Annotated in this window: 13 protein-coding genes and 2 pseudogenes; 9 read left to right on the top strand and 6 right to left on the bottom strand. The window is 68.7% G+C overall.

Annotated elements, in window-relative coordinates:
• Window positions 1-30: 30 nt before the first annotated feature.
• Complete coding sequence (locus tag ACIBB8_RS06210; protein WP_398949253.1) at window positions 31-987, bottom strand: helix-turn-helix domain-containing protein; 957 nt, start codon at window positions 985-987, stop codon at window positions 31-33.
• Between the two features lie 963 nt (window positions 988-1,950).
• Between ACIBB8_RS06210 and ACIBB8_RS06205 the strand changes: the two genes are divergently transcribed.
• The gene (locus ACIBB8_RS06205; RefSeq protein ID WP_398949252.1) at window positions 1,951-4,278 is read left to right on the top strand and encodes a helix-turn-helix domain-containing protein; all 2,328 of its coding nucleotides are present in this window, start codon (window positions 1,951-1,953) and stop codon (window positions 4,276-4,278) included.
• Between the two features lie 42 nt (window positions 4,279-4,320).
• Here the strand turns inward: ACIBB8_RS06205 and ACIBB8_RS06200 are convergent.
• The 4 genes and pseudogenes from ACIBB8_RS06200 to rpmB form a co-directional block, all read right to left on the bottom strand.
• Window positions 4,321-5,044 (bottom strand): annotated as a pseudogene (locus ACIBB8_RS06200) (IS6 family transposase).
• A gap of 61 nt (window positions 5,045-5,105) precedes the next feature.
• Window positions 5,106-5,312: pseudogene (locus ACIBB8_RS06195) on the bottom strand (transposase); the annotation flags it as partial.
• 44 nt (window positions 5,313-5,356) lie between these two features.
• Window positions 5,357-5,662 (bottom strand): 30S ribosomal protein S14, encoded by a 306-nt coding sequence (gene rpsN, locus ACIBB8_RS06190; RefSeq protein ID WP_398949251.1) that lies wholly within the window; start codon window positions 5,660-5,662, stop codon window positions 5,357-5,359.
• Window positions 5,662-5,898: a 50S ribosomal protein L28 gene (gene rpmB, locus ACIBB8_RS06185; RefSeq protein ID WP_398949250.1), complete on the bottom strand. Its 237-nt coding sequence runs from the start codon at window positions 5,896-5,898 to the stop codon at window positions 5,662-5,664. Before rpmB ends, rpsN begins: the two co-directional genes overlap by 1 nt.
• Before the next feature lie 67 nt (window positions 5,899-5,965).
• On the opposite strand from rpmB, the gene rpmG reads away from it, so the two are divergent.
• The 7 genes from rpmG to ACIBB8_RS06150 all read left to right on the top strand — a co-directional run bounded on the left by rpmG (window position 5,966) and on the right by ACIBB8_RS06150 (window position 10,172).
• A complete protein-coding gene (gene rpmG, locus ACIBB8_RS06180; protein ID WP_376654943.1) occupies window positions 5,966-6,130 on the top strand; it encodes a 50S ribosomal protein L33 in 165 nt (54 codons plus the stop codon).
• A 37-nt stretch (window positions 6,131-6,167) separates the two neighbouring features.
• Window positions 6,168-6,413, top strand: coding sequence for a type B 50S ribosomal protein L31 (locus ACIBB8_RS06175; RefSeq protein WP_398949249.1), 246 nt, complete (start codon window positions 6,168-6,170; stop codon window positions 6,411-6,413).
• Entirely contained in the window at window positions 6,413-7,564 is a 1,152-nt protein-coding gene (locus tag ACIBB8_RS06170) for a CobW family GTP-binding protein (RefSeq protein WP_398949247.1), read from the top strand. Before ACIBB8_RS06175 ends, ACIBB8_RS06170 begins: the two co-directional genes overlap by 1 nt.
• A 67-nt stretch (window positions 7,565-7,631) precedes the next feature.
• The gene (gene rpsR / locus ACIBB8_RS06165; protein WP_398949246.1) at window positions 7,632-7,868 is read left to right on the top strand and encodes a 30S ribosomal protein S18; all 237 of its coding nucleotides are present in this window, start codon (window positions 7,632-7,634) and stop codon (window positions 7,866-7,868) included.
• 343 nt (window positions 7,869-8,211) lie between these two features.
• Window positions 8,212-8,556 (top strand): hypothetical protein, encoded by a 345-nt coding sequence (locus ACIBB8_RS06160; RefSeq protein ID WP_398949245.1) that lies wholly within the window; start codon window positions 8,212-8,214, stop codon window positions 8,554-8,556.
• A gap of 435 nt (window positions 8,557-8,991) precedes the next feature.
• Complete coding sequence (locus ACIBB8_RS06155; RefSeq protein ID WP_398949244.1) at window positions 8,992-9,471, top strand: hypothetical protein; 480 nt, start codon at window positions 8,992-8,994, stop codon at window positions 9,469-9,471.
• The gene (locus ACIBB8_RS06150; RefSeq protein ID WP_398949243.1) at window positions 9,468-10,172 is read left to right on the top strand and encodes a vitamin K epoxide reductase family protein; all 705 of its coding nucleotides are present in this window, start codon (window positions 9,468-9,470) and stop codon (window positions 10,170-10,172) included. The genes ACIBB8_RS06155 and ACIBB8_RS06150 overlap by 4 nt, the downstream gene beginning before the upstream one ends.
• Here the strand turns inward: ACIBB8_RS06150 and ACIBB8_RS06145 are convergent.
• Window positions 10,123-11,439, bottom strand: a complete 1,317-nt coding sequence (locus ACIBB8_RS06145; RefSeq protein WP_398949242.1) for a globin domain-containing protein — start codon at window positions 11,437-11,439, stop codon at window positions 10,123-10,125. The genes ACIBB8_RS06150 and ACIBB8_RS06145 overlap by 50 nt on opposite strands.
• Window positions 11,440-11,680: 241 nt before the next feature.
• Here ACIBB8_RS06145 and ACIBB8_RS06140 point away from each other — a divergent pair, with 241 nt between their 5' ends.
• A complete protein-coding gene (locus ACIBB8_RS06140; protein WP_398949241.1) occupies window positions 11,681-12,421 on the top strand; it encodes a response regulator in 741 nt (246 codons plus the stop codon).
• The last annotated feature ends 22 nt before the right edge of the window (window positions 12,422-12,443 follow it).

Here is a 12,443-nt window from a genome sequence, read left to right as displayed (position 1 = left end):
CCGACGCTTGCGGCTGGAGTGGTCGCCGGATCACGCCCTGGGCAGCGCGGCGGCCTGCCATTCCCGGGGGGACATCCCGTAGGCCGCGCGGAACACGCGGCTGAAGTGCGAGGGGCTGACGAATCCCCACCGTTGGGCGACGGCCGCCACCTTCGGCCCAGACGGTGTCCGTGCCAGGTCGCGCCGGCACATGTCCAGCCGCCGCCGCTGGATCCAACGGGACACGGTGGTTTCTTCGTGTTCGAACAGTTTGTGCAGGTAGCGCAACGAGATATGGTGGGCGGCAGCGATGGCCTCCGGCGAGAGGTCGGGATCAGGCAGGTGCTTCATCAGGTAGTCCTTGATCCGTGCGAGCATGGCGCGGGCCGCTTCTGGGGCCTCCGGCGCCGACCGCTCCTTCCTTTCCTGAATGAGGACGGCCAGCAGGTCGCACGTCGTGGCGGCGAGCCTGTTGCCCACGCCCGGCGTAAGGTCCCCCGCAATTCGCGCCAGGGACTGCAGGTACGTCGCAACGACCGCGGCACAGGGCGAGCCGTCGGACAGCACCGTTGCCGTGAGCGTCTGCAGATCGTTGTCCGCCACATCCAGCACGGCCCGCGGTATCTGGAGCGCCGTGAAACCGAACTCCTCCGTCAGCTCCTTGGTGTAGGGGCTCCTGGAGTCGCGCAGCGAGAACTCTCCGGGGCGCACGAGTACGGTACGTCCGTCCTGTTCGAGCCGGGCGGTGCCCCGGTGCTGCATCGTCAGGGTCAGGTACTCCGCGTCGCGTCTGGCGATCATTCGTCGGCTGCGGACGACCGTCTGGGGGCCGGCCGTGACCTGGGAGACCTGCAACATCCCGAGCTGATGACTGGTGATCGTCGCGATGGAGGGCTTCTCCTCGTGCAGATCGACGTCGAGCGGGACGAACGTGGTGGCTACGGCCTCGTGCCAGAACTCGGCGCGGTCCGGTACTGGTATCGAAGAGGTCGACAGGACAAAGGGCACGGTAACTCCTTTTCCACTCGTGCCAACGGAGTGGCACGCCGGCGGAGGAAGTCACTCAGGTCACTCGACCATCCAGACACACGGTGCGGGCACAGCGCCGCCGACCCATCGGTCGCCGCGTCACATGGTTCCGGCCTGCCGTCCTCATCCCACCGCTCCCCTGTAGCGCGCACCAGGAAGGACAACAGGAAGAACTACTCTTCCTCCGGTCATCCGGGCAGCCGCCACCAGGCTCCCGTCCCGCGCCCGCAGGCTCAGCGTCCGGCGCCTTCTCCGCGGCTCGGGCATGCGCACCCCCCCGGGCGCGGTGGTCATGCCGTCTGCTCCCAAGGTCAGGTAAGGCCGAGATGCGCTTTCGTGTAGCGTCTTCTGCTGGTACGACGGCCGAGCTCCGCCGCTCAGTCATGGATCTGGCAGGCAGGCTGGCCCCAACCCGTGAGCAGTCCCATACGAGCCGAATGGTCACGGCAACTGGGTATTCGCCACCCACCGGCGGGGCAGCGGGGCGAATCCCTCGTTTCAGGGCATCCGTGGGATGGCCGATGCCCGGCGTTGTCGCACAATCTCCCGCCCCTGGGAAGGGGCTATCGGTGAGGACCTGTGCCCAGGTGTGCACCGCAGACGGTGGGAGCACGGACCACACAACGGCATCTTGTGATTAAAAAAGGTGTAAGCCGTACTCCACACCATCCGACCTCAGGCAGCACATTCGTTGCATCCGATCCACCAGTCCCGCAGAGGCGGCGACCAGCACGGGCCTGTGTCGCCCTTGGCGCGGCGGGCTCAACCCCGGTACGGCATTGGCCGTAGAAGCGGTCGTAAAACGGTCTGCTCGACCTTTGAGGTCTTGAACATTCTTACCTTCAGGAAGTATCACGTTTTGTCTTCGAATGAAACAAATACCTCATGAGGTAGGTTCATCCCTTCGATAGGGCGAGGTTTCAACAAAGGGGATGTGCTGTTGTGGTCGGTCCACCACTGGAGGCACTGGGCCCGTTGCTGCGCGGGCACAGGCATGCTGCGGGGTTGACGCTGGAGGAGCTGGCCGAGGCGTCCGGAGTCAGTGATCGCGCGATCGGTGACATGGAACGCGGCCACAGCCGCGGCCCGCAGGCGCGTACCGTCCGCGCCCTCGCCGATGCCCTGCGCCTCTCCTCCGAAGACGCCGATCGCCTGTTGGGGGTAGCACGGCAGGGTCGGCGGCGGGCGTACCAGGAAAACAGTCATGATCGGGGGCTGTGCGATCTTCCGCCGCTGATTCAGGATTTCGTCGGCCGGTCCGGGGAGCTCGCGTGGCTGGCCCGGGGCGGGGACGGGGACGCCGGGGCGCGCGCGGCGATCGTCTCCGGCGGTCCGGGGCTGGGCAAGACGAGTCTGGTCGTGCAGGCCGGGCACCAGCAGGCGGAACGTTTCACCGATGGCCGTTTCTATATCAATCTGCGCGGCCTGGATCCGGAGCCGCTGGATGCGCACGATGCGCTGGGGCGTTTGCTGCGGGCGTTCGGGGTGCTGGAGCGTGACTTGCCCGCGGACCGGGACGAGCGGGCGGTGCTGTTGCGGCGCCTCGTGCGCGACAAGAGCGCGCTGGTGATCCTGGACAATGCCGCGGACGAGGCGCAGGTGCGGCCACTGCTGCCGGGTGAGGGCTGGTGCACGTTCTGGGTGACCAGCCGGCGCGCGCTGACTGGGATCGAGCACGCTCGGCGCCTGTCCCTGACACCGCTGCCGGTCGAAGCCGCCACCGCCCTGCTGACGGCAATCACCGCAGACCGGTCCCACAGGGGCACTGCTGCGGTGACGGCCGACAGCACTGCGGCTGCTGCCGCGACAGCCTTCGAGCGGATTGCGGAGCTCTGCGGCGGGCTGCCGCTGGCCCTGCGCATCGCGGGCAACCGCCTGGTCAGTCGCCCCGCCTGGAGCGCGGCAAACTTCGCCAACCGCCTGGCCGCCGAGGACCTGCGCCTGGACCGGCTCGCCGCCGGCGACCTGCGCGTCAAATCCGCCTTCACCCTCTCCTACGAGCAACTCACCCGCCCAGCCCGCCTGCTGTTTCGGCGTCTGTCCCTGGTCCCCGGCCCCGACTTCGACGCCGCCCTGGGCACCGTGCTCACCTCACTCGCCCTGGACGAGGTCGAGCAGATGCTGGACGAACTCATCGAACTCGGCCTACTCAACCCTGTCGCCGACGGCCGTGCCTCCTTCCACGACCTCGTCCGCCTCTACGCCCATCAACGCCTGGCGGAGGAGGAAACCGTCGAGGCACGGGAGGCTGCCCGTACGGCGATGATCACCTGGCTGCTGAACACTGCCCAAGCCGCTGGGCAGTGGTTCGAACCGGGCATCACCCCGACCCTCGCTCCCGGCGGCCTGGTCGAGCTCACCGACCATCACACCGCCCAGATTTGGCTGCGGGTCGAGAGTGCCAACTGGTTCGCCGCTCTGCAGGACGCGGCCGCCACCGGCCGCCACCGCACTGTGGTCGACGTGGCACAGTCCACGCACTACTTCTCCGACCGCTGGCGCTACTGGGGGCACTGGCATACCGTCTTCGAACTTTCCCGCACCGCCGCCCACGCCCTCGGCGACCCCGTACTCGAAGCCACCCACGCCAACTACCTTTCCTGGGCGTACGCCGCCTGCCTTCGCCAGCCGCAAGCCGCCCTAGCATTGGCATTCGAAGCCTCCGAGCTGGCACAAGCGGCAGGCGACACGGTCCAGGAGGCCTGGTCCCTCACTTACGCCGCGTGCGCATGGCGACATCTGGACATGCACGAGGAGATCATCACCGAGGTCGAGCGAGCGGCTGAACTCTTTGCAGCGGCTGGAGACAGGGAAGGCCGTTCAAAGGCGCTGTTCAACGTTGCAATGGCCTTGCGTGCCCGGGGACGCTTCCAGGAATCCCTCGCCGCGTTCGACCGCGTCGTGGACCTGGTCACCGACCCGCGTACTGCCCCGGCCCCGTGGATCGCGGACATCACGGCCATGAACGCTCTGAGCGAGGGCGCGCGAGCCCTCCTGCACCTCGGGCGCTGGCAGGAGGCGAAGGAGGCCGCGGACCGCGCACTCGCCCTGGACTCCCGAGTTGGTGTTCCCGCACTGCACGGTGAGGCAAGCCTGTCCAAGGCACGTGCCCTGTGGGGCCTCGGAGCACGGACGGAAGCCCGCCGCGTAGTGCAGGACGCCATTCACTCCTTCACATCAGCCGGTGACACGCACCACACCGACGAAGCCAAAGCCCAGCAGCAACAATGGTCGAGGCGCTGTCACGTTGTTGAGCGAGAGGTGTCCTGAGGGTGTGTCGGGGTGTGGTGGAGCCGGGTTCCGTCGCTGTGGTCAGGGTGTGGTGGGCAGGCCGACGGTGCCGGTGATCTGCTCCCAGATCGCGAAGCGGATGGTCATCTCGGCTCGGTGGTCGGGTGCGGTCATGAGGTGGCGGCGGGCCGGAAGCGGGGTGAGATGCCGCTGAACGCGGACAGGAATCGTTGTGCCCCGCCGGCGGAGCGGAAGCCTTTCATCGCACGTTCGCGCTGGCGGGTGGGCCGGCGGCTGTTCTCGGCCCGGTTGTTCAGGCCTTTGTGGGAGCGGTGCTCGACGGAGGGCACGACCTCGCGGTGGGCGGCGCCGTAGGAGCGGAGCTTGTCCGTGACGATCACCCTCGGCACCGCACCGGTTCTTTTGAGAAGATGCCGGAAGTCCCGCCGGGCTGCGGCCTTGTCCCGGCGGGACTGCATGAGAATGTCCAGGACGTTGCCGTTCTGGCCGGCGGCCCGCCACAGGTACTTCCGCTCCCCGTTGATCTTGATGAAGGCCTCGTCCGCATGCCACTTGTCACCAGGCCTGGGCTGCCGACGACGCAGCACGGCGGCATAGGCCTGGCCGAACTTCCCACACCAGCGGCGGACGGTCTCGCGGGAGACGACGACATTGCCTTCGAGCATGAGCTCCTCGACCTCGCGGAAGCTGAGGGGGAAGCGGTGGTAGAGCCACACGCAGTGGGAGATGACCTCGACCGGTACCGGTGCCCCTTGTACGACGGTGACACGGCGCCCGTGGACACCCCCCTCCAGCGTGATCAAACCGGAGATCGTCCCACCCCGCCAACCAACGTGACAGCGCCTGCCCGCGTTCCCGGGCCGCAGCAGCCAGGCCACCGGCTCCCCGGCCCCGCCCCGGCCGTGGTCGACGAACCCCATCAGCGGATGGTGCCCGAAGGTCTTCTTTCAGGTCGCGGCCGCGTCCTGCGTCTCGGAATGCGCGATCACCAGCACCCCGTCCAGGTCCACGACCACCTGCCCGCCCCCGTCCGGCGCCGCGGCACTGGCCAACTTTAAGGAAGCCGGCGAAGCGGTGGATGTAGCGGCTGGCGCCGCTACCAGGACGACTTGGTCACTCCTGGCAGGAAGCCCGCGTGCGCCTGTTGCCGCACGCGCACCCGGGAGAGGCCGAACCTGCGCAGGTAGCCGCGAGGGCGGCCATCCACGCTGTCGCGGTTGCGCACACGGGTCGCGCTGGCGTCGCGCGGCTGCCGACGCAGTTCCGCGAGGGCGGCGTCCCGTTCGGCCGGGGTGGAGGACGGGCGGCGGATGATCGCCTTGAGCTCGGCCCGGCGGGCCGCGTACCGCTCGACGATCGCCTTGCGCTTCTCGTTCTGCGCGATTTTGCCCTTCTTCGCCATCAGGCCTTCCCTCCTCGTGCGCGGATCCTGGCCACGGCGGCCTCGATGCCGATGGCGTCCACCGTCTTGATCGCCTTGGCGCTCAGCGTCAGCCGGACGTGCCGCCCCTTGCTGGGGAGCCAGTAGCGCTTGCGCTGGATGTTCGGGTCGAAGCGGCGCGAGGTGCGCCGGTGCGAGTGGGAGATGGAGTTGCCGAATCCCGGCTTGGCGCCGGTCAGTTGGCAGTGGGCTGACATGGATGGTGCTACCTCTCTCGATGAGCCTGCGTATCGATAATGAAAACCATTGCCATATACTAGCCTCATGGCACGCAACGAGATTCGCCCGGTCATCAAGCTCCGCTCCGCCGCGGGCACCGGGTTCACCTATGTGACGCGCAAGAACCGGCGCAACGACCCGGACAGGCTGGTGCTGCGCAAGTACGACCCAGTCGTCGGCCGTCACGTCGACTTCCGCGAAGAACGCTGACCCCGCCCGCCCGAACGCTCTCCGAAAGATCCCTGCCATGAAGCCTGGAATCCACCCCGCCTACGGGCCCGTCGTCTTCCGCGACTCCGCCTCCGGCACCGCTTTCCTCACCCGCTCCATGATGACCAGCGACAAGACCGTCGAATGGGAGGACGGCAACACCTACCCGGTCGTCGACGTGGAGATTTCCTCCGCGAGCCACCCCTTTTACACAGGCACCGCGCGCGTTCTCGACACCGCCGGCCGTGTCGAACGCTTCGAGCGCCGCTACGGAGCCCGTTGATGGACCACGAGAACCAGCTCCCCGTCGTGATCGTCGCCGGGCTCCACGCCGACGCCCGCAAGGAGGTCGTCGAACGCCTCCTGCGGACCGTGCCGGGGAGCGTGGCGCTGCACCACAACCTGACCGGAGCGCCGGCCGGCACCGTGCTCCGCGTCGTCCGCGACGCCTCCGGCACCGTCTCCCGCGATGAGACACCGCTGGTCAACGACTGTGCGTGCTGCGCACTGCGCGAGGACCTCGTCCCGGAACTGGAACGGATGGCGGACAGCGGCCTGACCCGCCTCGCCGTCGTCGAGCTGTGGGACTCCGTCGAACCCAAGGCCATGGCGGAGGTCATCGCCGGCCACGGCGGAGACCGTCTGATCCTCACGAGCGTGATCACCGCCGTAGATCCCGCGCTCGTGCTGCCCTACCTGGCCAACGGCGATGACCTCGCCGAAGCCGGCCTCGCAGCGGCCCCCACCGACCGGCGCACCATCGGGGATACCTGGGCCCGCCAGCTGGAATACGCCCCCGTCGTCGCCGTCGTCGACAGCGACGACGCCGACGACGAAGACCACGCCCTGCTCGCCCAACTGCACCCCACCGCACGGCGAGTACCGGCCGATTCCGTCGAACTCGCCCGGGCCGTGTTCGCCGGATTCGACGTCGAGGCCGCGGCGGCCGCCCAGCATCCCGCGTGTGCACTTCTGCCGCAGGACGCGGACAAGGCCGGCGTCACCACGTTGGTCTGGCATCGCCGACGGCCGTTCCATCCCGAACGCCTCTATCAGGCACTCGAGGACCTGTGCTGCGCCGCCGCCCGTAGCCGCGGCCGGTTCTGGCTCGCCGACCGCCCCGACACGCTGCTCGCCTGGGACGCGGCAGGCGGAGCACTATGCGTGGAGAACGCTGGTCCGTGGCTGGCGTCGCTGCCGGACGCGGCCTGGGACATGGTCCCGCCCATGCGCCGGGCAGCCGCCGCACTCGACTGGCACCCCGATCACGGCGACTGCTGCCAGCACCTCGTCTTCACCTCGCCCGGTCTCGACCGGGACGGACTGGAACGACTCCTCGACTCCTGCCTGCTGACGGACGCGGAGTACGAGTCGGGGCGCGAAGCCTGGGAGAGACTGCCCGCAGCCTTCGACTCCCTCCTCGACACGGCCTGACAGCCCCACCGACCTGCCCACGGCCCCGCCAAGGCCGTAAAGAAACGATCACGCAAGGAGAGCCGCCATGGCCCGACGCGCCGACCCCCGCAAACCCGCCAAGTCCCGGCCCAACCCACTCGACGCGGCCGGGATCACCTACATCGACTACAAGGACACCGACCTGCTCCGGAAGTTCATCTCCGACCGCGGAAAGATCCGCAGCCGTCGCGTCACCCGAGTGACGGCCCAGCAGCAGCGGGCCCTTGCCGCGGCCATCAAGAACGCCCGCGAGATGGCCCTGCTGCCGTACGCCGGCCGCTGACCGAACGGGACGGCAACCGTTCCCAGGGCGCTCGCACGCTCATCGGCGAGCAACGGATCACCAGGATGGACGCCAATGCGCTCCGCTGCGGTTTCCGGCCCCAAGCTCGTGTGTGTGCCCGCCCTGCCGGGGGAGGGGGCGGACATGACCCGGGGTGTGCGGTCCTGGCGTGGCGGGTTGCAGTGGCGGTGCCCATGGATCGAGGTGACGCTGTCCAGGGAGCGTGGCTGGCCCCGCACGGCGGTGTGCGCCGGTGACCACGTCGAACAGGAAGGCGGCGGCCATGGCAGGGATGCCCCAGGCGCGGCGAGAGCGGACTGGCAACAGCGAAACGATTACCGGCTTGTCCCTTTTCGCCGGGACGGCGCTGCTGCTGAGCGGGCTGTTCAGCATTTTCCTGGGCGTGACCGGCATCGCACGCGACCACTTGTTCTCCCCGGCCGGGTACGCCTTCCGGTTCGATCTGACTGCCTGGGGCTGGATCCACCTGGTGGTCGGAGTGGTGCTCGTCATCGCCGGCGTGGGGGTGTTTGCGGACCAGAGGTGGGGGCGCGGGGCCGGGGTGGCGGTGGCCGGAATCAGCCTGGTCACCCAGTTCATGTTCATTCCCTACTACCCGGCGTGGTCGATCAGTGTGATGACCCTCGACTTGCTCGTCATGTGGTCGCTCAGCAGGCTCCACGCCTGACAGCGAGGATGTGAGTGGTGGTGTGAACGGTGGGCACACCGCCGTGTCGAGCGAAGCCCCGCTGAGCAGGCTCAGCGTCTGAGCGCCCGTCAACTCGACCGTGCGGCGTGGTCCGGTGGCCGCCGGGCTGTGAGCAGGGGCCGACGTGGACGACGTGGGTGCGACCGCGGGCACGGACCGCTGGGGCGACTGATGACCTGCGTGGCTCATGGGGCGGCCTCGTCTCCTGATCTGCTCACCTGCCGTGCGAGTACATCGCGCGCTGCCAGTCCCAGGCCAGGGCCCAACGGCCCTAGCGGCGTCGGACGTCCGATGGGTTCACTGCGGTGGACCGCATGCCACGGGCCGGCCCAACGGCGGCTCCGGGGCCGGGCCGTGGCTTGTGGAGCGTTCGGTCGGAGAGGGCGGTGCGGATGTGCACAGGAAGGGAATGCGTTGATCGCGGTCGTCGGACACAGAGACCTCAACAACAGAACTCTGGCGCTGGTGGAGGCTGAACTGAGAGCGCGGTTGGACTCCGTGGCAGAGGGCATGGCCGCTCTCGTACGGGTCGGGGCCGGGCTGCCGCTCGTGTTCGGGCGCGCCGCCCGGGAGGCCGGACGGAAGCTGACGGTACTGCTGCCGTCCCAGGGCTCGGTACCCGCGGTGCTGCCCGAGCGGGACCGGCCGGCCGCAGGGGAACTGCTGGTCCTGGCCGAGAGCGTACGGCTGCTGGCTTTTGATCCGGCCGACCGCAACGCTTGTGTCAGCGCCGATGAACGCCTGGTGGAGACGTGCCGGACCCTGCTTGCCGTGTGGGACGGTTCGCCGTCGGACGGCCGGGACGCCACCGCGCATCTGGTTGCCTTCGCCCGGGCGCGTGGAATCCGGGTGGAGGTCGTCTGGCCGGACGGCTCCGTGCGGGGGTGGGCATGAGCGCGTCGGCGCGTGAGTCGGAGATGGTGGCGGACGCGCCCGAGGCCGACGACCGGGAGGTTCGCTTCTCCGAGGACCGGGCGAACGACGGTGCTCCGGGGACGAGCGACGCACGGGAGCGGATCGGGGCGCGCCGGGGATTCGCCTGGCTGCTGGTGATCACCGCCGCCCTCGGGCTGCTGGGCTCCTTCGTGATTACTACCGACAAGTTCGAACTGCTCGCCGACCCCGGCTTCGTCCCCGCCTGCTCGCTGAGCCCCGTGGTGTCCTGCACGAACGTGATGCGCAGCGAACAGGCGTCGGTGTTCGGCTTCCCCAATCCGCTCATCGGGCTGATCGCCTTCGGGGTGGTGTTGGGGACGGGCGCGGGCCTGCTGGCAGGCGCGCGCTACCGGCGGTGGTACTGGCTGGGGCTGAACCTGGGCACCCTGTTCGGCGCCGGCTTCTGCATGTGGCTGATGACGCAGGCGCTGTACGACATCGGCGCGCTCTGCCTGTGGTGCATGCTCGTGTGGGTGGCCACCATCTTCATGTTCTGGCACACCACCGTGCACAACCTGCGCCATGGCGTCCTGCCCGCCCCACGCGCGCTGGTCGCGGCGGTCCTGGAGTTTCCCCTTGTGGTGCCGGTGACGTGGTGCCTGGTCATCGTCATGCTGATAGCAACCCGGTTCTGGTCGTACTGGCAGACGTTTCTGTGACCCATACCGTGTCGTGATGGATGTGCGTGGCCGGGACTCCGGCGGTGGCCAGCCGGCCGGCGACGGCCCGGGCCAGGTCTGTTGTGGATGCCTCGGGTGCCAGGGCCAGATAGACGTGGTGCCGGGCGGCGGCCCCGGGACGCTGCGCCGGTATTCCGGCCAAGGCCCGCAGACCGGGATCTGCGCCGGGCCCGGCCGGATCGGTCTGACCGGCCGTGAGGACGGTCAACCAGGGGCGTCCGCGCCGGAACGCCTCCAGGAACGCCGCGTCGTACCCGCCCTCACCCACCCCTTCGTCCAGCAGCAGACGCACCCGGTGCGCACGGAACCGTTCGGCGTCGATCTGCTGGAGCAGTGCCTTCATCGCGGCCCAGCCGGTACCGGAGGCGATCAGCACAACGTCGGCGGACGGGGTGCGATCGGGCAGGGCAAGGGCGCCCCGCGGTGCGCTGAGGCGGACAGTGCCGCCCTCCCGCGTGCCGTGCACCAGCGCATCACTCACCCCGTCGACACCCCGGGCCCGTACATGGAACTCCAACTCGCCGTCCGGATGCGGCGCGCGGGCCAGATAGTAAGGACGCCATGCCTGCTCCAGCAGCGGCGACTCCAAGGACGCGAACTGCCCGGCCTTGAAAGCGTAGGGTTGATGGGGGCGCACCCTCAGCACCGCGAGATCCCGCGTACGGAACTCGTGCGAGGTGACCGTCGCCTCCCAGCTGGGCGGTTCGGCGATCGCCTCGTCCGCGCCCCTGACCATTGCCGAAACGGCCAGCCGCAGCATCCGCAGCCACGCGTCCTCCAGGGCACGCGTCCACCGGATGCCCGCACGGATGCGCAGCGCTTCGATCAGCGCCGCTTCGAACGCCTCGAAGTGCGCGGGGCGTACACCGAGCTTGCGATGGTCGCGGCCCAACTGCGCGAAGGTGCCGATCATGTCCTCCGTACGGTGCAGATTGCCGATCAGATAGCGGAAGATTCCGGCGAGATGGGCCTGCTGGAACGCCATCGACTCGGGGAACAACGACCGCAGATAGGGTTGCCGTTCGAACAGGACCCGGTACAGTTCGGCGATCAGCTCCTCCAACGGGCTCACCATCGGCAGGAATGCGCTGATCAGCTGCTGGTCGGACGTTCCGTCGTACGGCTGCGGTGCCTCGGCGGACCATGGTTCGGCGCCGACTCCGTCCGGGGACAGGATGCGTCGTCGCAGCCGCATCGCGTCATGCCGCGCGAGCAGTGCGTGGTAGTCCTCGCTCGGAGTGTTCATGGACCGGTGACTCCTTGGGGCAGGACAGTGGGGTGGTTGGGCCAAAGAGACGTCCGTAATGCCCGGACGATCTCGGCGGCGTCAGTATGGCACCGCGTCCAGCCTGCCGACCGGCCCTGGTCACAGAGCCTTTCGGCCCTGTTCAGAGCCTGTTCAACATGCTGTGACACCCCGGCGAACCGGTCGGCGGCCGGAAGCACATACTGGTCAGGCCCCCTTCCCCGAACCGATCGAGCATGGTGTGAATGACCTCGCGAAATCCCCGCTGAGTACGACGCCGCCGCAGTCCGCGGCTCCCGTACGCGTCTTCATCCTCGACGACCACGAGGTCGTCCGGCGCGGCGTACGTGATCTGCTGGAAGCCGAAGACGGTATCGAGGTCGTCGGCGAGGCGGCCGACGCCCGGGAGGCGCTGGCCCGCGTACCGGCCAGCAGGCCACAGGTCGCGGTACTGGACGTACGGCTCGGAGACGACCCCCGCGGTGACCGGGCCGGTATCGAGGTGTGCCGGGAACTGCGCGCCCTCATGCCCGAACTGGCATGTCTGATGCTGACGTCGTTCGATGACGACGAGGCACTGTTCGACGCCATCATGGCGGGCGCGGCCGGCTACGTACTGAAGCAGATCAACGGAGCCGATCTGATCGCTGCCGTCCGCACGGTCGCGTCCGGCACCTCGATGCTCGACCCACGGACGACCGCTCGTGTGATGGCACGGCTGCGGGGCCCCGAGCGGACCCCCGCCGAGGAGTCGGAGACATCGGAACTGGACCAGCTCACGACCAGGGAGCGCCAGATCCTGGACCTCATCGGCGAGGGCCTCACCAACCGTGAAATCGCGGAGCGCCTCTTCCTGGCCGAGAAGACCGTCAAGAACCGCATCTCCTCGATCCTGGCCAAGCTGGGCGTCGGCCGCCGGATTCACGCCGCGATGCTCGTCGGCCGGATCAAGGACCGCCAGGGACAAACCTCGGTCCGGTGAATCCGACAGGTGCTCGGGCGTC

The organism is Streptomyces sp. NPDC051286 (assembly GCF_044455345.1).
Lineage (GTDB): Bacteria > Actinomycetota > Actinomycetes > Streptomycetales > Streptomycetaceae > Streptomyces.
This window is presented reverse-complemented; position numbering and strand designations above follow the sequence as displayed.